Below are 24209 nucleotides of genomic sequence, written 5' to 3'. Positions count from 1 at the left end.
CAGCAGAGTTCGCAGCAGACGTCTCAGCGGACGCCTCAGTAGGCCTCAGTGGACGCCTCAGTAGACGCCTCAGTGGACATCTCAGCAGCCATATCAGCTGTGTGACATTCCAGAACAAAAGGAACGTATGGGATCGCCATCCCGGGTGCAATGACGTGGCTCTGATGTGGCGCCGCCGTGTTCGACCGCTGCCGGTACTGTTCAGCGAATGAGCTCGCTTAATCTCGACGACTTCACCGACCTGATCGAGCGCCCCGACGGCGGGGTGCGCCGCGACGCCGAGGCGCGGCGGGAGCGGCAGATCGTGCCACCCGGGGCGCTGGGGCGCCTCGACGACCTGGGCGAGTGGCTGGCGGCGGCGCAGGCCTCCGTGCCGGTGCGGCCGGTCACCCGGCCGCGTGTGGTGCTGTTCGCGGGTGACCACGGGGTAGCCGAACTCGGCGTCTCCACGCGGCCCGCGGGCTCGGCGCGCGAACTGGTGCGGGCGGTGCTCGACGGGGGCAGCCCCGTATCGGTGCTGGCCCGGCGGCTCGACGTGCCCGTACGGGTGGTGGACATGGCGCTGGACTGCGCGCCGGAGGAGCTGCCGGACGAGGTCGTACGGCACCGGGTGCGGCGCGGGTCCGGGCGGATCGACATCGAGGACGCGCTGACCCTCCAGGAGGCTGAGGCGGCGTTCCTGGCGGGGGTCGCGGTCGCGGACGAGGAGGCCGACTCCGGTACGGATCTGGTCGTGCTCGGGGATGTGAGCGTCGGGGGGACCACGGCGGCGGCGGTACTGGTCGCGGCGCTGTGCGGCACGGACGCGTCCGTCGTCACCGGGCGGGGCGGGGTGGCGATCGACGACCTGGCGTGGATGCGGAAGTGCGCGGCCGTGCGGGACGCCCTGCGGCGGGCCCGGCCGGTGCTCGGGGACCAGTTGCAGTTGCTGGCGACGGTGGGCGGCGCCGACCTGGCCGCGATGACGGGCTTCCTGCTCCAGAGCGCCGTACGCAAGACCCCCGTGATCCTGGACGGGGTCGTGTCGGCCGCGTGCGCCCTCGTCGGCCAGCGGGTCGCCTTCCGGGCGCCGGACTGGTGGCTGGCCGGACACAACAGCGGCGAGCCGGCCCAGGCGAAGGCCCTCGACCGGATGGCCATCGAGCCGCTCCTCGACCACGGCGTGGGCGTCGGCGAGGGCATGGGCGCGCTCCTGGCCCTGCCGCTGGTCCAGGCGGCGGCCGCCCTGGCGGCGGAGCTGCCGGAGGAACAGCCGGAACCGAAGGAACCGCAGGCGCTGGACAAGCCGGAGGAGCCGGAGGAGCCGGAGAATTCGGCCGCGGCCGGCTGATCCGACGGGCGGGCCCCTGTCGGCGGCACCCTTCCGCCGCGGCCACCGGGCTCTTCTCCCCCGACCGCCGGCCTCTTCCACGCGGCCACCGGACTCGTCCACCGCGCACACCGGACTCGTCTACCTCGACCGCGAATCTCGGCCGCCACAAACCGGCCGCGGCCGACCTACCATCGCACGAGCGGACCGGGTACGAGGTCCGTCACCGCCCGCGAGAGCGGGATCATCCCGGTCCCGCTCAACTTCCCCGCGTGCCCTTCGGTCTTCGAACACGGCACGTCGGCAAGGGCGGGCCGGACGGCGACGGAGGACGGGCGCATGCGGGTCGGCGGGAGGATCGGCGGATGAGTACGCGGCCGAGCGTCCTCGGCGGCGTCCTCGTGCGGCTGGTCCGGGCCGAGTGGGGGCGGCTGTACGACACCGTGCGCCCGGTGGTGGTGCGCGAGCGCTTCAGGGCCGTGCCGCTGGCCCTGGCCGCGGTGGGCCTCACCGCGCTCCTGCACTTCGTGCACGGACGGTCGTGGGGTTACGGGTTCGTCCAGGACATCGGTGTCGTACGCGCCGACGACCCTCTCTGGCTCGCCCTGCTGCGCACGCCGCTCTCCCTCTTCGTACCGGCCCTGGACCTGCCGGTGTGGGGCGGACTCCTGCAGATCCTGGTCGTGTTCGGGATCGCGGAGATCTCCCTGGGCCGTCGGCGGACGCTCGCCGTCGCGTACGTCGCCACGCTGGCGGGCACACTGTACGCGCGTGTGGGCGTCGCGCTCGGTCCGGACGTGCTCTTCGGGCTGCCCGCCTCGGACGGGCGGGTCGTGGACACCGGGCCGTCGGCCGCCGTGGTCGGGCTCGCCGTGTTCGTGGGCTGGCGCTACCGGGCGTACGTCACGATGGCGGCGGTGGTCGCGGCGATGGTCGTCGAGTTGCTGCTGAAGGAGAACCTCGCGGGCAAGGAGCACGTGGCGGCGATCGCGGCGGTGCTGGTGGTGTGCGGGGTGTCCCAGTGGCGTCAGCGGCGGTCCGCGGTGTGGGCGGACGCTCCGGTCGGGCCGTCGGGTGCGCCTCCGATCCAGTCCTGAACCTTGCGGCTCAGCCCCGCCCAGCGGCGGTCGTGGTGGAAGGCTCGCAGCTGGGATCTGGCGCGGGCGCGCGGGCGGCGGCGGTAGAAGCGCTTGGCCCACGGCGAGTGGGGGCGGGCCAGCCGGAGCGCCCCGATCACGGCGATGAAGGGCACGATCACGCCGAAGAGCGCGATGCGGACCTTGCCCTTGCTGAGGGCGAGCAGCGCGAAGAGGAAGTTCAGGCCGACGCTGAGGATCACCGAACCGCGGTCCGCCAACTCCTGCCGGCCCACGTCGTTGACCCCGAACGGCAGGAAGCCGCAGAGCACCAGACTGACGAGAGCCGCCGTCATGACCACCATCTCGACGCTCTTGCGGCCCTGTTCGGTCCAGTACACGTCGTGGAGGTGCAGGATCAGCGCGAACTCGTCCAGCACCAGGCCCACGCCCACCCCGAACAGCACGGCGCACAGGGCGGGGCCGACCCCTTCCCGTCCGCTCGCCACCGCGCCGAAGCCGCCGGCCACCATCAGCAGGACCCCGGGGACCACGTGGTGGATGTGCACGCCGCCGGAGTCGATGTTGCGGAACGGCCCCTTGCCCGCGCGGATCATGCGGGTGATGACCCGGGTGATCACGAACGTCAGCACGAAGGCGGTGAGGGCGAGCAGGAGGGGAAGTTTGCCCGGTTCGATGATGTTCCGATGCAACCAGTAACCCATATGCGCACTTTAGTCACGATTTAAGCCACCTCCCGGCCGTCGGCCCGCCGACGGTGGCCCCGAAGCCGCCGGATACCCTGCGCCGGTGTCCAAGCCGGTGTCCGAGTCCTCCCTCCCCGACGGCCTGCGCTTCGCCTTCGGCACCCTGACCGTGCTGCCCGTCACCGTGACCCGCTGGGACCGTGACGCCGCACGCGCCGGGATGCTGTGCGCGCCGGTCGCCGGCCTGGTCGTCGGGCTTCTCTCCGCCGCACTCGGACTGCTGCTGCTCCTGCTCGGCGCGGGCCCCCTGCTCGCGGCCGTGGCCACCGCCGCCGTGCCCGCCGTCCTGACCCGGGGCCTGCACCTCGACGGCCTCGCCGACACGGCCGACGGGCTCGGCAGCGGCAAACCCGCCGAGGACGCGTTGCGGATCATGAAGCAGTCGGACATCGGTCCGTTCGGCGTCCTCACTCTGGTCTTCGTACTGCTCGCCCAGGTCGCCGCGCTCGCCGAGGCGTACGGGCAGTCCTGGGCCCTGGGCGCCCTCGCCGCCGCCGTCTCGGCGACCGCGGCCCGGCTCACCCTGACCCTGGCCGCACGCAGGGGCGTGCCGCCGGCCCGGCCCGAGGGCCTGGGCGCGGCGGTCGCGGGCACGGTCCCCGTGCGGAACGCGGCTCTCGTGGCGGGCCTGGTCGTGTGCGTCGCGGGCGGGGTGAGCACGCTTGTCGGGCCGTACGACGCGGTCCTGCGTACGGTCCTCGCGGTCGTCCTCGCCTGTGCCGCCGCCGAGGTGCTGCTGCGGCACTGCACGCGCCGCTTCGGCGGGGTGACGGGTGATGTGTTCGGTGCCCTGGCGGAGACGGCGGCGACGGCGGCGCTGGTCGTGCTCTCGTTCGGATGACCTGGGATGACTTCGGACTTCGGACTTCGGACTTCGGATGGCTTCGGATGTCGGATGACTTCGGATGACGGGGACGGCGCCTCTCAGCAGGCCCGCCGCCACACCCCCAGCTCGTACTTCTTGAGCATCGAGCTCAGCCGCAGCCGCCGGGCCTCGGGGCAGAAGCTGCCGGTGCCGAGTTCGTACTCGACGTGGAAGACCGCCTTGTCCGCCTCGATGAAGGGCGTCATCTCGTCGCACTCCCGGTACTGGGCGCATTGTTCGTTGACCGCGAAGTCGAAGTCGTCGACCAGCTGCGGGATCTGGGCGAGGTCGTTCTTCAGGCCGACGGCCAGGCCGCGTTCATGGGCGAGGCGGGCGATGAGCCGGTTGTAGCGGAGCTGGTCGGCGGCCGTCAGGCGGAAGCCCGTGCGGTTCTGGTAACCGTCCATGTTGTCCGGCTCCACCGCGTCGAAGCCCTTCTCCTCGCACATGTCGAGGCGGGCGGCCATGAGGGGTTCCAGGACGTCCGTGCGGCGGATGTCGAGCCAGCGCTCGCCCTCCCAGCCGTTGCCGCGGCCGAGGACGGACTCGGGGAAGTCGTCCGCGTCCGGCCGGAACTCCTCCCAGGCTCCGGTCGACAGGTAGCAGATGACCTTGCGGCCGTCGCGGTGGAGTCCGTCGACCGTGTCGGCCGAGTGGTCGAAGCCGTCGATGTCGTACACGGGCACGTCGACGGAGGTGTCCAGGCGCCCGCTGAGCTGCCACTGCCAGGTGCTGCCGGGACGGGGCCGCCAGCGTTCGTCACCGGCCTCCGGCTTGTCGTCGGGGGCGGTCGTGCAGGCAGTGAGCAGCAGAAGCAGGGCGCACAGAACGAGCGGGCGTTTCACCGGTCGGGCTCCAAGGGGTACGTATGTGCGGCAGTGTGCCCCAAAGATGATCTCCTGGGGTGCCTGTGCCGGGCACGGCGGGAGTCCGGGCCATGGGGATCCCCCTATGCGGAAGCCATGGGGATGTCCCTGTGCGGGCGGAGCCGCGAGCTCGTGGAGGCTGGAGCCACGAGCCCGAACAGCCGGACCGAAGGCTCGGGGAAGCGGCCTGGAATGTCCGGGGAGTACGGGACCGGCCCCCGCGTCCCAGGTCCGATGGGCCGCACAGGGCTAGGCTCGTTCCCGGCACTCCCGGTCCGGCCGTGGGCGCCGCGCGCCACGGATCCCCGGCCGCCCGGGGCTGCCGCGCACCGCGGTTCCCCCGGCCGGACGGGGCTGCCGCACACGCGGATCCAGGGTCCTCCACAGGGCCGGTCGACCCATCCGTTCGGCCACTGACACTTAACCGGAAGCGAGATTTCACCACCGTGACTGCTCTCACTCTCAGCACCGCCGCCGCGCCCGGCGTCCGCGCCGACGCGATCGTGGTCGGTGTCGCGAAGGGCTCTGCATCTGGGTCCGGGGACCTGGTCGTCGCGCCGGGCGCCGAGGCCGTGGACAAGGCGTACGACGGCAAGCTTGCGGGCGTCCTCCAGACCCTGGGCGCCTCGGGTACCGAGGGCGAGGTGACGAAGCTGCCCGCGCCGGCCGGCTTCAAGGCGCCGCTCGTGGTGGCGGTGGGCCTGGGAGCCGAGCCGGGGAAGGACGCGTCGTTCGAGGCCGAGGCGCTGCGCCGCGCGGCCGGGGCCGCGGCCCGGGCCCTGGCCGGTTCGAAGAAGGCCGCGTTCGCGCTGCCGATCACGGACGCCGGTGATGTCGCCGCGGTCAGCGAGGGCGCGCTGCTCGGCGCGTACTCCTTCGACACGTACAAGGGCAACTCCGACAAGGGCAACCCCGGCAAGGCGAAGAACAACAAGGCTCCGCTGGCCGAGGTCGCCCTGCTCGGCGCCAAGACCCGCGACCGCGCCCACAAGGCCGCCGCGGAGCGGGCCACCGCCGTGACCGAGGAGCTGAACCGCGCCCGCGACCTGATCAACACCCCGCCGAACGACCTCAACCCGGAGGCGTTCGCCGCCGTCGCGCAGGCCGCGGCCAAGGAGCACGGCATCAAGGTGCAGGTGCTCGACGAGAAGGCGCTGGAGAAGGGCGGCTACGGCGGCATCCTCGGTGTGGGCGTCGGGTCGGCGTCGGCGCCCCGTCTGGTGAAGCTGTCGTACACCTCCGCCAAGGCGAAGAAGCACCTCGCGTTCATCGGCAAGGGCATCACGTACGACTCGGGCGGCATCTCGCTGAAGCCGGCCGGGCACAACGAGACGATGAAGTGCGACATGAGCGGCGCCGCCGCCGTGTTCGCCGCGGTCGTCGCCGCCGCGCGCCTCGGCCTCGAGGTGAACGTCACCGGCTGGCTCGCCCTCGCCGAGAACATGCCGTCCGGCTCCGCGACCCGTCCGGGTGACGTGCTGCGCATGTACAGCGGCAAGACCGTCGAGGTCCTCAACACCGACGCCGAGGGCCGCCTCGTCCTGGCCGACGCGCTCGCCAAGGCCTCCGAGGACAAGCCGGACGCGATCATCGACGTGGCCACGCTGACGGGCGCGATGATGCTGGCACTCGGCAACCGCACGTTCGGGATCATGGCGAACGACGACGCGTTCCGCTCCTCGGTGTACGAGGCCGCCGTGGAGGTCGGTGAGGGTGCCTGGCCCATGCCGCTGCCGGACCATCTGCGCAAGGGGATGGACTCCCCCACCGCCGACATCGCGAACATGGGCGAGCGGTACGGGGGCGGTCTGGTCGCCGGACTCTTCCTGAAGGAGTTCGTGGGCGAGGGGATCACCTGGGCCCACCTGGACATCGCGGGGCCGGCCTTCAACGAGTCCGCGCCGTTCGGTTACACGCCGAAGGGTGGCACGGGCAGCGCGGTGCGCACGCTGGTGCGGGTTGCCGAGCTGGCGGCTTCGGGGGATCTGGGCTGAGGTTTCTTTGGGCGGCGGGGCTTTCGTGCATGTGGGCTCCGTCGCCCACGAGCTCGGTTCTTTCTGTCGCTGGGCGGCTGCGGGCTGTATGTGCTTGATCGCGCAGTTCCCCGCGCCCCTTACGGGGCGCCCCCGTACGTGTGGCGTCTCACACCGCAGCCCCGCGTCCCGGACGCCTCCGACAAGTGCGAAGATGGGGCACGGCAGGACAGGGCCCCACCGAAGGGCCGAAGCAAAAGAGCGGCCGGACACCAGTCGACCGCCCGGTCACCCCCCGAATGGGACGAGGGGGCCCGGCGCACGGCGCACATGCATGGAGGACGTGACGTGGCGAACGACGCCAGCACCGTTTTCGACCTAGTGATCCTCGGCGGTGGTAGCGGTGGTTACGCCGCGGCCCTGCGCGGGGCGCAGCTGGGCCTGGACGTCGCCCTGATCGAGAAGGACAAGGTCGGCGGTACCTGCCTGCACCGGGGTTGCATCCCCACCAAGGCCCTGCTCCACGCGGGCGAGATCGCCGACCAGGCCCGCGAGAGCGCGCAGTTCGGCGTGAAGGCCACGTTCGAGGGCATCGACGTCCCGGCCGTCCACAAGTACAAGGACGAGGTCATCTCGGGCCTGTACAAGGGTCTGCAGGGGCTCGTCGCCTCGCGCAAGGTGACCTACATCGAGGGTGAGGGGCGTCTGTCCTCCCCGACCTCGGTGGACGTCAACGGTCAGCGGATCCAGGGCCGTCACATCCTGCTCGCGACCGGCTCGGTGCCGAAGTCCCTGCCGGGCCTGGAGATCGACGGCAACCGCATCATCTCCTCGGACCACGCCCTCGTCCTGGACCGTGTGCCGAAGTCCGCGATCGTCCTCGGCGGCGGTGTCATCGGTGTCGAGTTCGCCTCCGCGTGGAAGTCCTTCGGCTCGGACATCACGATCATCGAGGGCATGAAGCACCTCGTCCCGGTCGAGGACGAGAACAGCTCGAAGCTTCTTGAGCGCGCGTTCCGCAAGCGCGGCATCAAGTTCAACCTCGGCACCTTCTTCCAGAAGGCCGAGTACACGGCGGACGGTGTCAAGGTCACGCTCGCCGACGGCAAGGAGTTCGAGGCGGAGATCCTCCTCGTCGCCGTCGGACGCGGCCCGGTCTCGGGGGGCCTCGGCTACGAGGAGGCCGGGGTCGCCATGGACCGCGGCTACGTCCTCGTCGACGAGTACATGCAGACGAACGTCCCGACCATCTCCGCCGTCGGTGACCTGGTCCCGACCCTCCAGCTCGCCCACGTCGGCTTCGCCGAGGGCATCCTGGTGGCGGAGCGTCTGGCCGGTCTGAAGACCGTCCCGATCGACTACGACGGCGTGCCGCGGGTGACGTACTGCCACCCGGAGGTCGCCTCCGTGGGCATCACCGAGGCCAAGGCCAAGGAGGTCTACGGCGCGGACAAGGTCGTCGCTCTGAAGTACAACCTCGCGGGCAACGGCAAGAGCAAGATCCTCAAGACCGCGGGCGAGATCAAGCTCGTCCAGGTCAAGGACGGTGCCGTGGTCGGCGTCCACATGGTCGGCGACCGCATGGGCGAGCAGGTCGGCGAGGCCCAGCTGGTCTACAACTGGGAGGCGCTGCCGGCCGAGGTGGCCCAGCTCATCCACGCCCACCCGACGCAGAACGAGGCGCTCGGCGAGGCCCACCTGGCCCTCGCGGGCAAGCCCCTCCACTCCCACGACTGACACCTTCAGTCCCCGGGCGCGACAACATGCGACGACACTGACTTCCGCAATTCCTAAGGAGCAACCGAAACCATGGCGGTTTCCGTAACCCTTCCGGCGCTCGGTGAGAGCGTCACCGAGGGCACTGTCACCCGCTGGCTGAAGGCCGAGGGCGAGCGCGTCGAGGCCGACGAGCCGCTGCTGGAGGTGTCCACCGACAAGGTCGACACCGAGATCCCCTCGCCCGCCGCCGGTGTACTGGCGTCCATCAAGGTCGCCGAGGACGAGACGGTCGAGGTCGGCGCCGAGCTGGCCGTCATCGACGACGGCACGGGCGCGCCCGCTGCCGCCCCCGCTCCGGCCGCTGCCGAGGCTCCGGCCCCGGCCGCCCCCGCGGCTCCGGCTCCGGTCGCCGAGGCCCCCGCGGCCCCGGCTCCCGCCGCCGCGCCCGCCGCCGCTCCGGCCGCTGGTGCCGCCGAGGGCACCGACGTGGTCCTGCCGGCGCTGGGCGAGTCGGTCACCGAGGGCACCGTCACCCGCTGGCTCAAGGAAGTCGGCGAGACGGTGGAGGCCGACGAGCCGCTGCTGGAGGTGTCCACCGACAAGGTCGACACCGAGATCCCGGCGCCCACCTCCGGCGTGTTGCTGGAGATCGTGGTCGCCGAGGACGAGACGGCCGAGGTCGGCGCCAAGCTGGCCGTCATCGGCGCCCCGGGTGCCGCTCCGGCCGCCGCCGCCCCGCGGCCCCGGCCGCTCCGGCTCCGGCCCCCGCCGCCCCGGCTCCGGCTCCGGCTCCGGCTGCCCCCGCGGCTCCGGTGCCCGCCCCGGTTCCGGCCCAGGCCGCGGCTCCGGCCGCTCCGGCTCCCGCGCCGGCCGCGCCCGCTCCCGTCACCCCGGCTCCGGCTGCTCCGGCCGCCGCCGAGGCCACCGACGAGGGCGCCTACGTGACCCCGCTGGTGCGCAAGCTCGCCGCCGAGAACGGCGTCGACCTGTCCACCGTCAAGGGCACCGGCGTCGGCGGGCGCATCCGCAAGCAGGACGTCATCGCCGCCGCCGAAGCCGCGAAGGCCGCCGCTGCCGCCCCGGCTCCGGCCGCCGCACCGGCCGCCGTCACGGCGAAGAAGACCCCCGTCCTGGAGGTCTCCCCGCTGCGTGGCCAGACCGTCAAGATGCCGCGGATCCGCAAGGTCATCGGCGACAACATGGTCAAGGCCCTGCACGAGCAGGCCCAGCTGTCCTCGGTGGTCGAGGTCGACGTGACGCGTCTGATGCGCCTGCGCAACCAGGCGAAGAACTCGTTCGCGGCCCGCGAGGGCGTGAAGCTCTCCCCGATGCCGTTCTTCGTGAAGGCGGCGGCCCAGGCGCTGAAGGCCCACCCGGCCATCAACGCCCGGATCAACGTGGCCGAGGGCACCATCACGTACTTCGACACGGAGAACGTCGGCATCGCCGTGGACTCCGAGAAGGGCCTGATGACCCCGGTCATCAAGAACGCGGGCGACCTGAACATCGCCGGCATCGCCAAGGCCACCGCCGACCTGGCGGGCAAGGTCCGGGCCAGCAAGATCACCCCGGACGAGCTCTCCGGCGCGACCTTCACCATCAGCAACACCGGCTCGCGCGGCGCGCTCTTCGACACGATCATCGTGCCGCCGAACCAGGTCGCGATCCTCGGCATCGGCGCCACGGTCAAGCGCCCCGCCGTCATCGAGACGGAGGAGGGCACGGTCATCGGCGTCCGCGACATGACGTACCTGACCCTTTCCTACGACCACCGCCTGGTGGACGGCGCCGACGCGGCCCGCTACCTGACGGCGGTCAAGGCGATCCTGGAGGCGGGCGAGTTCGAGGTGGAGCTCGGCCTGTAGTCAGTACGGCTGTCAGCACGGCTGTCAGTGCATCGACAGTGCATCTGTCAGTGCGTCTGTCAGTGCGTCTTTCAGTACGGTGCCCCGTCCGGGCCTCCCCGGGCGGGGCACCGTCGTATGCCCGGTGGCGCCCCGTGTAAGTCTCGTCTCACCTGCGCGAAAGCGTCCCTCTGCGCCTCTCCCGCAGGGACGCACGGCCGTATTGTCTAAACCGTCAAACGCCCCCGGGGCCGATGGGCGGCCCCTCGTTAAGGAGCCCTCATGACCGCGCCCGTCGTCCACTCGCTGCGCGAACAGATCCGCGAGCACATCGTGGAGGGGATCGTGAGCGGGCGATGGAAGCCGGGTGAGCGGATCGTCGAGCGGCGGATCGCGACGGAGCTGGAGGTCAGCCAGACCCCCGTGCGCGAGGCCCTGCGGGAACTGGAGTCGCTCCGGCTGATCGAGTCGGCGCCGAACAAGGGCGTACGCGTACGGAACCTGACGGCGGCCGACCTGGAGGAGAGCTACCCCGTACGGGCCGGTCTCGAGGCCATCGCGGCGGAGCTCGCGGCGGAGAAGCTGGCCGAGGACTGCTCGGCGCTGGAGCCGCACGTCACCGCGCTGTACGAGGCGGACCGCAGGTCGGACGGCACCGGCCAGGTGCGCCACACGGTCGCCTTCCACCGGGAACTGGTGAGAGCCGCCGGCAACTCGGTCCTCCTGCACACCTGGGAGGGCCTCGGCATCGAGGTGTTCACGGCGCTGTCCATCCGCTGGCTGGGCACGGTCCAGCAGTCGTACGCCGAGGAGCACGAGGAACTGGTGGCGGCGTTCCGCAGGCGTGACCCGAGGATCGCCGACATCGTGAAGGCCCATGTCCTGGGCTGCGCACCGCGCGCCTAGGACATAGCACCCACGCGCATGAGGTGTCGCTCCGCGCGCATGAGGCGTCGTACCGCGATCAGAGCACAGGACCGCTCATACGCGCCCTCACCTGCGAAAACTCCGGGCAGACCACGACACCCGGTGCCGCCGCCGAAGGCACCCCGTGCCGACTTTCTCGTGATCAAGAGGTTTTGCCTCTCAACCCTTTGATCGATCATCGATCAGGGAGTTAGAGTCGCCGACGGGCTCCCACCAGAGCCTCCGCCCTGTCCTGCCAAGACGAAGGGCACCCCCAAACCCCTTACCGACGAGGGAACCCCCCTCCGCATCCGGAAGGCGGCGCAATGACCGACCCCACCGCAATCCAGCCGAGCGAGCTCGACCAGCTCCCGGACCGCGACCCCGAGGAGACCGCCGAGTGGCGGGCCTCGCTGGACGCCGTCACCAAGGCGGCCGGGCCGCACCGCGCCGCATACCTGATGCGGCGCACGCTGGAGCGCGCCGAGGCGGGCGGACTCGCGCTGCCCAAGCTCCTTGAGACCGACTACGTCAACACCATCCCCACCCCCGCCGAGCCCGCCGTGCCCGGTGACGAGGAGATGGAGCGCCGTATCACCGCGTGGAACCGCTGGAACGCGGCCGCGATGGTGACCCGGGCCTCGAAACTCGGCGTCGGCGGCCACATCGCCACCTTCGCCTCGGCGGCCTGGCTCTACGAGACCGGCTTCAACCACTTCTTCCGGGGCAAGGACTCCCAGGACGCTCCCGGCTCCGGCGACCAGCTGTACATCCAGGGCCACGCCTCCCCCGGCATCTACGCCCGCGCGTTCCTCGACGGCCGCCTGACCGAGACCCAGCTGGACAACTTCCGCCAGGAGGCGGGGGGCAACGGCCTGCCGTCCTACCCGCACCCGCGCCGTCTCCCCTGGCTGTGGGAGTTCCCGACGGTGTCGATGGGTCTCGGCCCGCTGTCGGCGATCTACCAGGCGCGCTTCAACCGCTACCTCACCAGTCGCGGGATCAAGGACGTCTCGAACTCCCACGTCTGGGCGTTCCTCGGCGACGGCGAGATGGACGAGCCCGAGTCGACGGCCGCGCTCGGCCTGGCGTCACGCGAGGGCCTGGACAACCTGACCTTCGTCATCAACTGCAACCTGCAGCGCCTCGACGGCCCGGTCCGCGCCAACTTCAAGATCGTGCAGGAGCTGGAGGCCCAGTTCCGCGGCGCCGGCTGGAACGTCGTCAAGACCCTGTGGGGCACCGCCTGGGACGAGCTGTTCCAGCTCGACACCACGGGCGCGCTGGTACGCCGTCTGCGTGAGGTGCCGGACGCGCAGGTGCAGACGTACCAGACCCGCGACGCCGCCTACATCCGCCAGGACTTCTTCGGGGCCGACCCCGCGCTCGTCGAGATGGCCAAGCTGCTGTCCGACGACAAGATCCTCGAATGCTTCCACCTCTCCCGCGGTGGTCACGAGGCGCGCAAGGTGTACGCCGCGTACAAGGCGGCCGTGGAGCACAAGGGTGCCCCGACCGTCATCCTCGCCCAGACCGTCAAGGGCTTCACGCTCGGCGAGGGCTTCGCGTCGAAGAACGCCAACCACCAGATGAAGAAGCTGACGGTGGACGAGTTCAAGTCGATGCGTGACCTGCTGGAGCTGCCGATCTCCGACGCGCAATTCACCGACGGCGTCGTGCCGTACGGCCACCCGGGCGCGGACTCCCCCGAGGTCCGCTACCTGCAGGAGCGCCGCGCGGCCCTGGGCGGTCCCGCCCCGGCGCGTCGTACGCACGCGCTCGCCCCGCTGCCGGCGCCCGCCGAGAAGGCGTTCGCGTCCTTCGACAAGGGCTCGGGCTCGCAGAACGTGGCGACGACCATGGCCTTCGTCCGCCTCGTCAAGGACCTGGTCCGCGACAAGCAGTCCGGCAGGCGCTGGGTGCCGATCGTCCCCGACGAGGCGCGCACCTTCGGCATGGAGAGCCTCTTCCCGTCCCTCGGCATCTACTCGCCCAAGGGCCAGACGTACGAGCCGGTCGACCGCGACCAGCTGATGTACTACAAGGAGGCCAAGGACGGTCAGATCCTCAACGAGGGGATCACCGAGGCCGGTTCCATGGCCGACTTCATCGCCGCCTCCACGTCGTACGCGACGCACAGCGAGGCGATGATCCCCTTCTACATCTTCTACTCGATGTTCGGCTGGCAGCGCACGGCCGACCAGATGTGGCAGCTCGGCGACCAGCTGGGCCGCGGCTTCCTCATCGGTGCGACGGCCGGCCGCACGACGCTGACGGGCGAGGGCCTGCAGCACGCCGACGGCCACTCGCCGGTGATCGCCGCGACCAACCCGGCGGCCCTGTCGTACGACCCGGCGTTCGCGTACGAGATCGCGGTGATCGTGAAGGACGGTCTGCGCCGGATGTACGGGGAGGCGGCGCCGGGCGAGGACCCGAACGTCTTCTACTACCTCACCGTCTACAACGAGCCGGTGCCGCAGCCCGCGAAGCCGGCCGTGGCAGCGATCGACGAGGGCATCGTCAAGGGCCTGTACCGCTTCAACACGGCGGAGTCGGCGGGGCTGTCGCTCGTGGCCAACGCCCCGCGCATCCAGCTGCTGGGTTCCGGCACGGCGATCCACTGGGCCCTCGACGCCCAGAAGCTGCTCGCCGAGGAGTGGGGCGTGGCGGCGGACGTCTGGTCGGCGACGTCGTGGACGGAGCTGCGGCGCGACGCGCTGGACGCGGACGCCGCGCTGCTGCGGGGCGAGGACCGCGTGCCGTACGTACGCCAGGCGCTCCAGGGCGCCGAGGGTCCCGTCCTCGCGGTCTCCGACTACATGCGCCAGGTTCCCGACCAGATCGCGCAGTGGGTGGAGCAGGACTACTCCTCGCTCGGCGCGGACGGTTTCGGTCTCTCGGACACCCGCGACGCGGCGCGCCGCCACTTCGGTGTCGACGCCCAGTCGATCGTCGTCGCCGCTCTCGCCCAGCTCGCCCGGCGTGGCGAGGTCAAGGCGACGGCGGTGAAGGAGGCACGGGAGCGGTACGGGCTGTGAGGTCGTAGGGGCGCCGCCCCTACGACCCCGTCCAGGGGGCCAGGGGGTTCCGCCCCCCCTGGCCCCCCGTTCCTGAACGCCGGAGGGGCTGGTTTTCCAGCCCCTCCGGCATCATGAGCCCATGCGTGCTGCCCGGCTCATCAAGATGGTGCTGTTGCTCCAGTCACGACCATCCATGACCGCGGCCGAACTGGCCCGCGAGCTGGAGGTGTCCGAACGGACGGTGACGCGGGACGCGCAGGCGCTGTCGGAGGCCGGCGTCCCGGTGTACGCGGACCGGGGGCGAGCCGGTGGGTACCGACTCATCGGCGGGTACCGCACCCGGCTGACCGGCCTGGCCCGCAGCGAGGCCGAGGCACTGTTCCTCAGCGGCGTGCCGGCCGCGCTCCGCGAGATGGGACTGGAGGACGCCGCCTCGGCCGCCCGGCTCAAGGTGTCCGCCGCCCTCCTCCCCTCCCTCAGGGACGCCTCTCGCACAGCCGCGCAACGGTTCCACCTGGACGCCCCCGCCTGGTTCAAGGAGCCCGAGACACCCGGGCTGCTGCCGACGGTCGCGGACGCGGTGTGGGGCGACCGGCGGATCACGGCCCGCTACCGGCGCGGGGACAAGGAGTCTCAGCGGGAAGTGGTGCGGGAGCTGGAGCCGTACGCGCTCGTCCTGAAGGCGGGCGCCTGGTACCTGTGCGCACACGTGGCGGACGAAGCCTCCTTCCGGGTGTACCGCATCGACCGGTTCACCGCGGTGGCCGTCCGCGAGGACCGCTTCACGCGGGACGAGGAGTTCGACCTGCCGGCTTTCTGGGAGGAGCGGGCCGCGCAGTTCGCGCGGTCGATCCTGCACGCCGAGGTCGTGGTGCGGTTGACCGGGGAGGGCGTACGGCAGCTGGCGTACACCGTGGATCCCCAGTCCGCCCGGGAGGCCCTGGCGGCCGCGGGTGACCCGGACGAGCGGGGGCGGGTGACCGTGACGCTGCCGGTCGAGTCCGAGGAGGTCGCCCACGCCCAGCTCACGGCCCTGGGCCCGGAGGTGGAGGTGCTGTCCCCGGCGACCCTGCGCAAACGGTTCACGGACGACGCGGCTCGCCTGACGGAGCTGTACCGTTCGTGACGCCGCGGGGCGATCGGGCTGCTGGGCTGTTGGACTGCTGCTGGGCTATTGGACTGCTGCTGGGCTGTTGGACTATTGGGCTATGGGCCCCGTCCAGGTGCGTCCCTCCGCCAGAGGGCCGATGCTGGTCCCTGTGATGGACGAGACGGAGTTCTGGGAGCTGGTGGACACGACCCGGGAGGCCGCCGAGGGCGACCCCGAGGATCAGGCCGACCTGCTCGTCGAGCGGCTCGTCCAGCTGGACCCGGACGCGGTGCTGGACTTCGCCCGGCACTTCGAGTCCCGCTACAACCGCGCCTACCAGTGGGATGTGTGGGGCGCCGCGTGGGTGCTGCTCGACGGGGCCGGTGACGACGCGTTCGACTTCTTCCGGTGCTGGCTGATCGGCCAGGGCCGGGAGGTCTTCGAGGGCGCGGTGCACGATCCGGACGCGCTCGCCGATCTCCTGGACGACTTCGACGACGAGGTCGACGGGGACGGCGAGGAACTGGGGTACGCGGCGGACGAGGCGTACGAACAGCTCACCGGTACCGTCGCCCCGGACCTCGGCCTCGCACCCGCACCGCCCGAACCCGAGGGCACGCCAGTGGACTTCGAGAACGAGGCCGTGCTCGCGCAGCGCTATCCCAGGCTCTGGGAGCGGTTCAGGGCCTGAGCTCGGTAGGTGGAGCGCGGCAGGTACGCGTACTGCGGGGCGGTGTGGGGCGCGGCACGGTGCGGCTCCCGGTCCGGGACCGCCGGACGGTGCAGGGGCGCCGAGTTCGCCCGCTCCAGCGCGGACGCGGTGACGGCGGACGGGCCGAGCACGACGGCGACGGCCGCGCAGGCCACAACCCAGGGGCTCCGCAGGGACCGGGACCAGGACCTCTTCGCGCCCGTGCCCGTGTTCGTCTCCCTGGTCTTCTTCGTGTTCGTGGTCATGTTCGTGGTCATGTTCGTCGTCTTCGGGCGGCTGCTGATCATCTTTCCCCCACCTCCGGTCGGCGTGACACGAACAAGCTAGGCCGCGGATCTTGGAGGGCTCTGTGAGACGTCCGCGCTCGGCCTGTGAACGGAGCGCCAGGACCGGCCCTGGAGCCCGGCCGCGGTCTCCCTGAGCGCGGGGAGCCGCTGGCCGAGGGCCGCGCCCGGGCAGCTGGTCAGGTAGCCGTCGCTGTGGCCCGCGAGGGCGGGCAGGAGGACGGCGGTGCCGGCGGGGTACCGGCTGCCGTCGTTGCTGGACACCAGGCGGACTCCGCCGCGCGGGTCGACGTCCGCGAGGCCCAGCTTCCAGGCGGTGAGGGCGGCGATCGCGTCGGTCATCGCCCGGGGCACCGGCAGGCCCGCCGTGAACGTGCCGATGGCCGCGATGCCCGCCGTACGGTGGTTGAAGCCCTGGGTGTGGGCGCCGGTGACGGGCCGGTCGACGCCGCCCGCGCGGCCCTCGTAGATCGTGCCGCAGCGGTCGACGAGGAAGTTGTAGCCGATGTCGTTCCAGTCCCGGCGGCCGGTCTGCTCCGCGTACATGCGGCGGAGGGTGCGGGGCGTATCCACGCAGTCGTAGTCGTTCGGCGAGTTGGTGTGGTGCACGAAGACCGCGAGGACCCGGTCGTCGTACCGCGCGGGCGACTGACTGCGCTCGGCGTCGCCCAGCCACTGGGCCCTCGGCACGATCGGCGGCCGGGCCGTTCGGTGGGCGCGGCCCTGGGTCCCGTCCTCGTCGGCCGTCGCCCACAGCACCGCCCCCACCACGACGGCGAGCACGGGCAGACAGGCGAGCGGGAGAAGGGCGGCACGTGGCAGCCGGGCTGCTGGGCGGGCGGCACGCGGCAGCCGGGCTACCGGGCCGACGACGCGCGGCGGCCGTACGGGCGTCGTACCCGCCTCTCCCAGCGCAGCCCGTGTCCGCCGCCGTATCCGCCCCCATATCCGCGCCCGTATCCGCGCCCCTATCCGCCCCCGTCGCCGTCGCCGTGTTCGCGCCGTCCGGAAGACATGCATGGCCTCAGCCTGACGTCGGCCCGCCCCCGCCGCGACGTGGGGTGCGCCACCCGGTGGAACCATCGTCCAGGTCCGGGGCGTTTCTACAGGTCCAGGCGCGTGGCCGATTCCGCTGGGCCGCGTGAGCCTGCCTGATCACCGGGCCCGCCCCACGCGTACTAGGGGGCCCAAGAGAAAGGCGCGTGGAGTGGACGTGCTCGACATCCTGCTGTTGCTGGTGATCCTGGCCTACGCGGCATCCGGTTACCGCCGTGGTCTGGTCGCCGGCTGCATCTCGCTGGCCGGGTTCGTGGGCGGCGCGGTCGTCGGCGTGTGGGTGTTGCCCTGGGTGATGGGCCTGGTGACGGCGGGGACCCCGGCGGCGACACTCACGGCCGTGCTGACGGTGCTGGCGCCGGCCGTGGTCGGGCACGAGCTGGCGGGGCGCCTGGGACTGCTGCTGCGCCGGGAGTTGGAGCGCGGCCCGCTCCGGGTGGCCGACGGAGTCGGCGGGGCCGCGGCCAACACGGTCGCCGTCCTCATCGTCGCCTGGGTGGCCGCCAGCGTGCTGGGCGCGTCCTCGTCCCCGCTGGTGACCCAGGCCATTCGCGACTCGGCACTGCTCGGCGCCGTGCAGAACACCATGCCGGAGACGACCCCCACCTGGTTCTCGCGCGCCACCTCCGCCCTCACCGAGGCGGGCTTCCCGCAGGTCTTCAACCCGTTCGAGAACGAGGCGACGGCGCAGGTCGCCAAGCCCTCCGGGGACAGCGTCACGGCGAGCGCGACGAACGCGGCCAAGCGCAGCACGGTGAAGGTGGAGGGCTCCGCCGGCGGCCAGGGGCGCGAGGGCAGCGGCTTCGTCTACTCCGAGCAGCACGTGATGACGAACGCCCATGTGGTGGCGGGCATCGACGACCCGACCGTCCGCGTGGGCGGCGTGGGCCGCACGTACGAGGCGCGGGTCGTGCTGTTCGACCCGCAGAAGGACGTGGCGGTCCTCTACGTGCCGGACCTCGACGCGCCCGTGCTCCGCTTCGACGACTCCGCCGGGCGCGGCGACTCCGCGGTCGTCGCCGGTTACCCGCAGGACGGCGGCCTCGACCTCCAGGCGGCCACGGTCGCCAGCCGTATCGACGCGACCGGCCAGAACATCTACAACACGGACACGGTCACCCGGGAGATCTACTCCATCCGCTCCACGGTCCGCCCCGGCAACTCCGGCGGCCCCCTCCTCACACCCGACGGCAGCGTGTACGGCGTGGTCTTCGCCCGCTCCACCTCCGACGACGAGACGGGCTACGTCCTGACGGTGGACGAGATCGCAGGGGACGCCCAGCGGGCGAGGAACGCGACGACGCCGGTGGACACGGGCGAGTTGATCGCCTCGTAGCGCACGGGCACCGCTGCGGGCGGCTGCCGCCGGGCCGCCGCGCGCAGAGTCAGAGGTGGCACCCCATCAGGACATCGTCCACGTACGCCCCGTCGAGCAGGAACTCCTCGGGCAGGATCCCCTCCACCACGAACCCCTCGGACTCGTACAGCTTCCTGGCCGCGGTGTTGTGCCCGAGGACGCGCAGGGTGAGCCGTCGTGCGCCCTGCCGTCGGGCCTCCTCCCGCACGGCCCGCAGCAGCGCCCGGCCGACCCCGGCACCGCGCGCCGTCTCGGCGACGACGAGGCCCTGGATCTGCCGCACATGGGAGTTGCAGGCGAGGAGGCTCGGGTAACCCAGCCGGATGTAGCCGGCGAGCCGCTCGCCGAGTTCGGCGACGAGGTGGTCACGCGGCCCGAACCGCTCGTTGAAGAAGGGGTCGTACGGCGGCTGGGGGCGCGGCTGGACGGAGTGCAGCGTGGACCAGGAGACGCGGTCGAGGCGGGCGAGCGCGTCCTCGTCGTCGTGGGTGGCGAAACGTATGTACGGAACCGGCATGGGGGCCACAGTACGGCGACCGGCGCAGTCCGACCGTGTGGTGCGGCCGCGCACCCGGCAGGATGTTCCCATGAACGCTGACGCACCACTGGACGGCGACGAACCGCTCGACACCGCTGCGTCCCTGGGCGGCGAGACCGAGGGGGCCCCGGCTCCCGGTTCCCGGATCGCGATCGCCGGGGCTTCCGGGCTGATCGGTTCTGCACTGGTGCGCTCGCTGCGGGCGGACGGGTACGAGGTGGTCCGGCTCGTACGACGGGCCCCGCGGGGCAAGGACGAGGTGCGGTGGGACCCGGAGGCCCAGCAGGTGGACACGGCGGGGCTGGCCGGGTGTGCGGCGGTGGTGAACCTCGCCGGGGCCGGGGTGGCGTCGCACCGCTGGACGGCGGCGTACAAGGTGAAGCTCCGGGCGGGGCGGGTGCTGGGTACGGCGGCGCTCGCCGAGGCGGTGGCCTCGCTCGACGTGCCGCCGCGTGTCTTCGTGAACGGCAGTGCGATCGGGTTCTACGGGGACACGGGGGACCGGACGGTCGACGAGTCGTCGCCGCCGGGTGAGGGGTTCCTCCCCTCGCTCTGTGTGGAGTGGGAGGAGGCGACGGCCGCGGCACGGGAGGCGGGCGTCCGGACGGTGCTCGCCCGTACGGGCCTGGTGGTGGCCCGTGGTGGTGGGGCGTGGGGTCCGCTGTTCCCGCTGTTCCAGGCGGGCCTGGGTGGCCGCCTCGGGAACGGCCGCCAGTACTGGAGCTTCATCTCCCTGCACGACGAGGTGGCCGCCCTCCGGCACCTCATCGACACGCCGTCGCTGTCGGGGCCGGTGAACCTGACGGCTCCCGAGCCGGTGACCAACCGCGAGGTGACGGCCGTGATGGGGCGCGTCCTGCGTCGCCCGACGCTCCTCTCCGTCCCCTCCCCCGCGCTCCGGCTCGTCCTCGGTGAGGTCGCCGGTGACATCCTCTGCAGCACGCGGGCCGTCCCGGCGCGACTCCTGGACTCCGGCTTCGCGTTCGCGTTTCCGACGGTGGAGTCAGCGGTACGGGCAGCGCTGCGCTGACCCGAACGGGGTTCGTTCCGCCCCCGCCGCCCCTACCCGTCCCATCCCCAGGGGCTCCGCCCCTTCACCCCCGCCAAGGGGGCTCCGCCCCCTGGACCTCCGATTCCGGGCTGCGCCCCGGCCCCCGGTTCGGGGCTCCGCCCCCGGCCCTCGCTTCAGGGCTCCGCCCCGCGCCCCGTTTCCAGGGGCCGGCCCCCGCACCCCCGCTCCTCAAACGCCGGAGGGGCTGACTATTCAGCCCGTCCGGCGCTTGAGGACGAGGCCGTTCAGGCCGATGAACCACCCACCCACCCGCACACAACCCACCCACCCCAGCCCGCCAACGGGGGTCCGGGGCGGCAGCCCCAGGGATGGGACGGGTAGGGGCGGCGGGGGCGAAACCTCCCGAGCCGCACCGGTGGAAGCACCGAACGCGCCCCCCATGCGTCCGTGCGAGGGCGACGCGCGACTCCTCCCTGCCGCCCGGCCACCTACCCTCATCGCGGAACTCGGGTATTCCAGAAGCCGGTTGGGGGCATGACGTCTCCAGCAGCCGCGCGACCTCGGGAGGGGCACGTGCTTGAGTCGGCGCACCAAGCGGAAACCGTGGACGTCATCGTCGTGGGAGCCGGGGTCGCCGGCCTCGCGGCCGCCCACCATCTGACCAGCGCAGGACTGAGCGTCACCGTACTGGAGGCCGCCCCCGCCGTGGGCGGCCGCATGGCCACCGAGAAGGTCGACGGCTTCCGCCTCGACCGCACGGCCCCGCTGCTGTCGACGTCGTACCCGGAACTCGCCCGCATCCCGGCCCTGGACGCCCTGGCCCTGCACCCCTTCTCGCCGGCCCTCCTGCTGCACGCGGGCGGACACCTGCACCGCGTCGACACAACTCCGACCACCACCCGAAGCCCAAGGGGCGCACTCACCGCCGTACGCGCCCTTGCGAGCGCCCCCGCATGCCTCGCGCCCAGGGCGCCCCCCGCACGCCCCGTCCAGGCCCCCTCGGCACACTGGCGGACCAGTCCCGTCTGTCCACCGCCCTCGCCAGGCTCGCCGCCACACCGCCCGAGCAGCTCCTCACGCGCACGGAACTCCCCACCGCCCGGGCACTGGTGAGCCGAGGCTTCCCGGCACGCGCCATCGACGGTTTTCTGCGCCCCCTGCTCACCGCCCTGCTGGCCGACCCCGCGCTCCTCACCTCCAGCCGGTGTGCCGACCTCGCCCTGCACTCCTTCGCGACGGGCCGACTGTGCCTCCCGGAGGGCGGCGCCGACACGCTCCCGGAGCTCCTGGCGGCCACGCTCCCGCCGGGCAGCGTGCAGACGGGCGTACGGGTGACATCCATCAGCACCACGTCCGTGACCACCGTCGACCACGGCGAACTTCCCTGCCGTGGCGTCCTGTTGGCCACGGGCGCACGCGCCGCCGCCGAGTTCCTCCCCGGTCTGCGCGTCCCCGCCTTCCACCCGGTGACGGTCCTGCACCACACCACGGACGAACCCCCGCTCACCGAACCGGCGTTGCTCCTGGACGCCGACCGCGGCGGCCCGGTCTCCCACACGGCGGTGATCAGCCAGGTCGACCCGTCCCGGGCCCCGGCCGGCCGGGCGCTGATCTCCTCGACCGTGCTGGGCCCACTCCCGGACCCGGCCCACCTGGATGCGACGGTCCGTTCCCAACTCGCCCGCCTCTACGGCACGTCGACGACCCGCTGGGAACTCCTCGCGGTCCACCACGACGCCGAGGCCGTCCCCGCGATGCCCCCGCCGCACGACCTCCGGCGCCCGGTACGGCTGCTCGCGGGCCTGTACGTCTGCGGGGACCACCGCGACACGAGCACCGTCCAGGGCGCCCTCCACTCGGCCCGCCGGGCCGCCCACGCCGTCCTCAGGGACCTGGACACCCAGCCGACCTCACAGGTGGAGCCCCTCGAAACGGCAGCGTGAGGACGAGGGCTTGGGGGGCCGAGAGGCAGGGGCGCCCGGTCGGTCCGGGCGCCCCTGCCGCCGTACTCCCACGCCCTACCCGAGCGCCGCCACCCGGTCCCGGTATCCCCGTACCGGTGCCGCGTCCCGGTACGGCTCCAGCCGGCGCTCGAAGTCGCGTACGTACTCGACCGCCCGGACCGACCGCATCTCGGCCGCCTGCCCGGCGGCCTCCGCGCCCAGCTGGCAGGCCTGGTCGAGTTCGCCGAGCCCGAGCCGGGCGGAGGCGAGGACGACGCGGCAGAAGAGACGGCTGCGGGCGTAGCCGGGCGCGCGCAGTTGCAGGGAGCGCTCGGCGTGCTGGGCCGCGGCCCGGTACTGCTGGAGGTCGCGGTGGCAGTGCCCGAACTCGTCGGCGAGCTGGGCCTGGTCGAAGAACCGCGCCCAGTACGGCACCTCGTCTCCGGGCTGGGCCGCCTCCAGTGCGCGCTCGGCCCGGACGAGCGCGGCCGTGCAGGCCCGCACCTCGCCGAGCACGCCGTGCCCGCGCGCCTCCACGGAGTGCAGCAGCGCCTGGACGACGGGCGGCGCCGACGATCCGACACCCTGCTGGGCCACACGTGCCAGCTGGACGGCCTCGCGCCCGTGGCCGAGGTAGACGGCCTGGCGGCTCATCGTCACGAGCACGTACGACCCGTACATCCGGTCCCCGGCCGCCTGTGCGAGCCGCAGCGCCTGGACGAAGTACCGCTGGGCGAGTCCGTGGGCGGCGATGTCGTACGAGGTCCAGCCGGCGAGCCGGGTGAGGTCCGCGGCGGCCGCGAAGAGACGGCGGCCGGTCTGCTCGCCGTACGTGCCCCGCAGCATCGGCTCGGCCTCGTGCTCCAGGTAGCGCACGAGGGCCTGGCGGGCGTGGCCGCCGCCGTAGGCGTTGTCGAGGGCGCGGAAGAGCTCCCCCACCGAGCGGAGGGCGGCGATGTCGCCCGCGGTGACCCGCTGGCCGGGGCTGCGCTCGGTCTGGCTGCGCTGCCGGGACGGGGGTGCTCCCGGTTCGAGCGGAGCCGGGAGCCTGGGGGCGGGGCGGCCCTGCGCGGGGAGGCGTCCGGCGGCCGGGTCACCCCGTCCGACCCGGTCGTCGGCCCGGCCGATCAGCCAGTCCCGGCTGGGGACGACGAGCCCCGCCGGGGTGAACGCGATCTTCCGGAGCTCGGCGTGGCTGCCGGAGTCCTTGCGCCACAGCCCGCTGACGATGTCGATGGCCTCCTCGGGGGTCGCGGCGAACTCCAGGCCCGCGTAGACGGGTGCGCACGCGTCGAGGCCGAGGTCCTGGGCGGAGAGCCGGCGGCCGAGGCGGCGCGTGAACACCTCGGCGATCAGTGCGGGGGTCGTACCCCGGGGCTGCTGGCCGCGCAGCCACCGGGTGACCGATGTCTTGTCGTATCTCAGGTCGAGTCCGTGTTCGAGGCCGAGCTGGTCCACACGGCGCGCCAGCCCCGCGTTGGAGAACCCCGCTTCTGCGATGAGGGCGGCGAGCTGGCGGTTGGGGGTGCGCTGCGGGGGTCGTTCCGTCATCTGCGGTGCGGTCTGCCTTCCCGATCTTCGGCGAGGTGCCCGGATTGCCTGTGAGCAGCCCTTATGGCCTCATGAACGGCGTGAATGTAGCGGAGAGTGAGCGGTCGATCACATTCTTCGCCTTCCATTCATCCGATCGTGTGAAGATTGGCCGCTCGGCTGACGGGAATCGGCCGGGCGTACAGTGGCGTAGGCGCGTACATGCATGACGAACGCATCGCGCGCCCGACGAATACACGAATGAGTGCGTGATGCGTCCAGTGCTGTGCATGCGTCCACTGCCTGCATCCAGTGCTTCAGTGCGTCCAGGGAGGCGCTTGC

General features: G+C 72.2%; 17 protein-coding genes and 2 pseudogenes. 13 read left to right on the top strand and 6 right to left on the bottom strand.

The window, feature by feature from the left end; genetic code table 11:
• Nucleotides 1–208: 208 nt before the first annotated feature.
• Together cobT and E0500_RS32070 are read left to right on the top strand one after the other, a co-directional pair.
• Complete coding sequence (gene cobT, locus E0500_RS32075) at nt 209–1330, top strand: nicotinate-nucleotide--dimethylbenzimidazole phosphoribosyltransferase (protein WP_131570274.1); 1122 nt, start codon at nt 209–211, stop codon at nt 1328–1330.
• A gap of 344 nt (nt 1331–1674) precedes the next feature.
• Nucleotides 1675–2406: a hypothetical protein gene (locus E0500_RS32070; protein WP_181587303.1), complete on the top strand. Its 732-nt coding sequence runs from the start codon at nt 1675–1677 to the stop codon at nt 2404–2406.
• On the opposite strand, the gene E0500_RS32065 is transcribed toward E0500_RS32070, so the two are convergent.
• On the bottom strand, nt 2337–3110 hold the full coding sequence (locus E0500_RS32065; RefSeq protein ID WP_131570270.1) for a hypothetical protein: 774 nt from the start codon (nt 3108–3110) through the stop codon (nt 2337–2339). The genes E0500_RS32070 and E0500_RS32065 overlap by 70 nt on opposite strands.
• A gap of 85 nt (nt 3111–3195) precedes the next feature.
• On the opposite strand from E0500_RS32065, the gene E0500_RS32060 reads away from it, so the two are divergent.
• Nucleotides 3196–3993 (top strand): adenosylcobinamide-GDP ribazoletransferase, encoded by a 798-nt coding sequence (locus tag E0500_RS32060; protein ID WP_165935198.1) that lies wholly within the window; start codon nt 3196–3198, stop codon nt 3991–3993.
• Nucleotides 3994–4076: 83 nt separating this feature from the next.
• Here the strand turns inward: E0500_RS32060 and E0500_RS32055 are convergent, their stop codons facing one another.
• Nucleotides 4077–4862 carry an endo alpha-1,4 polygalactosaminidase gene (locus E0500_RS32055; protein WP_131570268.1) on the bottom strand — a complete coding sequence of 262 codons (786 nt, stop codon included), beginning with the start codon at nt 4860–4862 and terminating at the stop codon, nt 4077–4079.
• Nucleotides 4863–5329: 467 nt separating this feature from the next.
• On the opposite strand from E0500_RS32055, the gene E0500_RS32050 reads away from it, so the two are divergent.
• The 7 genes and pseudogenes from E0500_RS32050 to E0500_RS32020 all read left to right on the top strand — a co-directional run bounded on the left by E0500_RS32050 (nt 5330) and on the right by E0500_RS32020 (nt 16126).
• Nucleotides 5330–6877, top strand: a complete 1548-nt coding sequence (locus tag E0500_RS32050) for a leucyl aminopeptidase (protein ID WP_131570266.1) — start codon at nt 5330–5332, stop codon at nt 6875–6877.
• A gap of 327 nt (nt 6878–7204) precedes the next feature.
• Nucleotides 7205–8593, top strand: coding sequence for a dihydrolipoyl dehydrogenase (lpdA, locus tag E0500_RS32045; protein ID WP_131570264.1), 1389 nt, complete (start codon nt 7205–7207; stop codon nt 8591–8593).
• A gap of 72 nt (nt 8594–8665) precedes the next feature.
• Nucleotides 8666–10440: pseudogene (gene sucB, locus E0500_RS32040) on the top strand (2-oxoglutarate dehydrogenase, E2 component, dihydrolipoamide succinyltransferase).
• 261 nt (nt 10441–10701) lie between these two features.
• Nucleotides 10702–11325, top strand: coding sequence for a GntR family transcriptional regulator (locus tag E0500_RS32035; protein ID WP_131570532.1), 624 nt, complete (start codon nt 10702–10704; stop codon nt 11323–11325).
• Between the two features lie 326 nt (nt 11326–11651).
• Nucleotides 11652–14363 carry a pyruvate dehydrogenase (acetyl-transferring), homodimeric type gene (gene aceE / locus E0500_RS32030; protein ID WP_131570530.1) on the top strand — a complete coding sequence of 904 codons (2712 nt, stop codon included), beginning with the start codon at nt 11652–11654 and terminating at the stop codon, nt 14361–14363.
• Between the two features lie 121 nt (nt 14364–14484).
• Nucleotides 14485–15471 (top strand): YafY family protein, encoded by a 987-nt coding sequence (locus E0500_RS32025; protein ID WP_131570528.1) that lies wholly within the window; start codon nt 14485–14487, stop codon nt 15469–15471.
• A gap of 136 nt (nt 15472–15607) precedes the next feature.
• On the top strand, nt 15608–16126 hold the full coding sequence (locus tag E0500_RS32020) for a DUF4240 domain-containing protein (RefSeq protein ID WP_131570537.1): 519 nt from the start codon (nt 15608–15610) through the stop codon (nt 16124–16126).
• Here E0500_RS32020 and E0500_RS32015 read toward each other — a convergent pair.
• A complete protein-coding gene (locus E0500_RS32015; RefSeq protein ID WP_399120396.1) occupies nt 16093–16434 on the bottom strand; it encodes a hypothetical protein in 342 nt (113 codons plus the stop codon). The two genes, E0500_RS32020 and E0500_RS32015, sit on opposite strands and share 34 nt — an antisense overlap.
• Nucleotides 16435–16470: 36 nt before the next feature.
• Nucleotides 16471–17451, bottom strand: coding sequence for a peptidoglycan recognition protein (locus E0500_RS32010; protein WP_399120394.1), 981 nt, complete (start codon nt 17449–17451; stop codon nt 16471–16473).
• A 187-nt stretch (nt 17452–17638) separates the two neighbouring features.
• Here E0500_RS32010 and E0500_RS32005 point away from each other — a divergent pair, with 187 nt between their 5' ends.
• Nucleotides 17639–18823, top strand: coding sequence for a MarP family serine protease (locus E0500_RS32005; protein ID WP_131570524.1), 1185 nt, complete (start codon nt 17639–17641; stop codon nt 18821–18823).
• Nucleotides 18824–18872: 49 nt separating this feature from the next.
• Here the strand turns inward: E0500_RS32005 and E0500_RS32000 are convergent, their stop codons facing one another.
• Nucleotides 18873–19361: a GNAT family N-acetyltransferase gene (locus E0500_RS32000; protein ID WP_181587302.1), complete on the bottom strand. Its 489-nt coding sequence runs from the start codon at nt 19359–19361 to the stop codon at nt 18873–18875.
• A 70-nt stretch (nt 19362–19431) separates the two neighbouring features.
• Between E0500_RS32000 and E0500_RS31995 the strand changes: the two genes are divergently transcribed.
• Nucleotides 19432–20412 carry a TIGR01777 family oxidoreductase gene (locus E0500_RS31995; protein WP_131570522.1) on the top strand — a complete coding sequence of 327 codons (981 nt, stop codon included), beginning with the start codon at nt 19432–19434 and terminating at the stop codon, nt 20410–20412.
• A 555-nt stretch (nt 20413–20967) separates the two neighbouring features.
• A pseudogene (locus tag E0500_RS31990) lies at nt 20968–22337 on the top strand (NAD(P)/FAD-dependent oxidoreductase).
• Nucleotides 22338–22412: 75 nt separating this feature from the next.
• Here the strand turns inward: E0500_RS31990 and E0500_RS31985 are convergent.
• Complete coding sequence (locus E0500_RS31985; RefSeq protein WP_131567926.1) at nt 22413–23888, bottom strand: regulator; 1476 nt, start codon at nt 23886–23888, stop codon at nt 22413–22415.
• Nucleotides 23889–24209 lie beyond the last annotated feature (321 nt).

Source organism: Streptomyces sp. KM273126, from assembly GCF_004337435.2.
GTDB classification, from domain to species: domain Bacteria; phylum Actinomycetota; class Actinomycetes; order Streptomycetales; family Streptomycetaceae; genus Streptomyces; species Streptomyces acidicola.
This window is presented reverse-complemented; position numbering and strand designations above follow the sequence as displayed.

What these genes read in the sequence shown, in the direction of transcription:
- cobT (WP_131570274.1), top strand. Translation starts at nt 209, where the DNA reads ATGAGCTCGCTTAATCTCGACGACTTCACCGACCTGATCGAGCGCCCC.
- E0500_RS32070 (WP_181587303.1), top strand. Translation starts at nt 1,675, where the DNA reads ATGAGTACGCGGCCGAGCGTCCTCGGCGGCGTCCTCGTGCGGCTGGTC.
- E0500_RS32065 (WP_131570270.1), bottom strand. Translation starts at nt 3,110, where the DNA reads ATGGGTTACTGGTTGCATCGGAACATCATCGAACCGGGCAAACTTCCC.
- E0500_RS32035 (WP_131570532.1), top strand. Translation starts at nt 10,702, where the DNA reads ATGACCGCGCCCGTCGTCCACTCGCTGCGCGAACAGATCCGCGAGCAC.
- aceE (WP_131570530.1), top strand. Translation starts at nt 11,652, where the DNA reads ATGACCGACCCCACCGCAATCCAGCCGAGCGAGCTCGACCAGCTCCCG.
- E0500_RS32025 (WP_131570528.1), top strand. Translation starts at nt 14,485, where the DNA reads ATGCGTGCTGCCCGGCTCATCAAGATGGTGCTGTTGCTCCAGTCACGA.
- E0500_RS32020 (WP_131570537.1), top strand. Translation starts at nt 15,608, where the DNA reads ATGGACGAGACGGAGTTCTGGGAGCTGGTGGACACGACCCGGGAGGCC.
- E0500_RS32015 (WP_399120396.1), bottom strand. Translation starts at nt 16,434, where the DNA reads ATGATCAGCAGCCGCCCGAAGACGACGAACATGACCACGAACATGACC.
- E0500_RS32010 (WP_399120394.1), bottom strand. Translation starts at nt 17,451, where the DNA reads ATGCATGTCTTCCGGACGGCGCGAACACGGCGACGGCGACGGGGGCGG.
- E0500_RS32000 (WP_181587302.1), bottom strand. Translation starts at nt 19,361, where the DNA reads ATGCCGGTTCCGTACATACGTTTCGCCACCCACGACGACGAGGACGCG.
- E0500_RS31995 (WP_131570522.1), top strand. Translation starts at nt 19,432, where the DNA reads ATGAACGCTGACGCACCACTGGACGGCGACGAACCGCTCGACACCGCT.
- E0500_RS31985 (WP_131567926.1), bottom strand. Translation starts at nt 23,888, where the DNA reads ATGACGGAACGACCCCCGCAGCGCACCCCCAACCGCCAGCTCGCCGCC.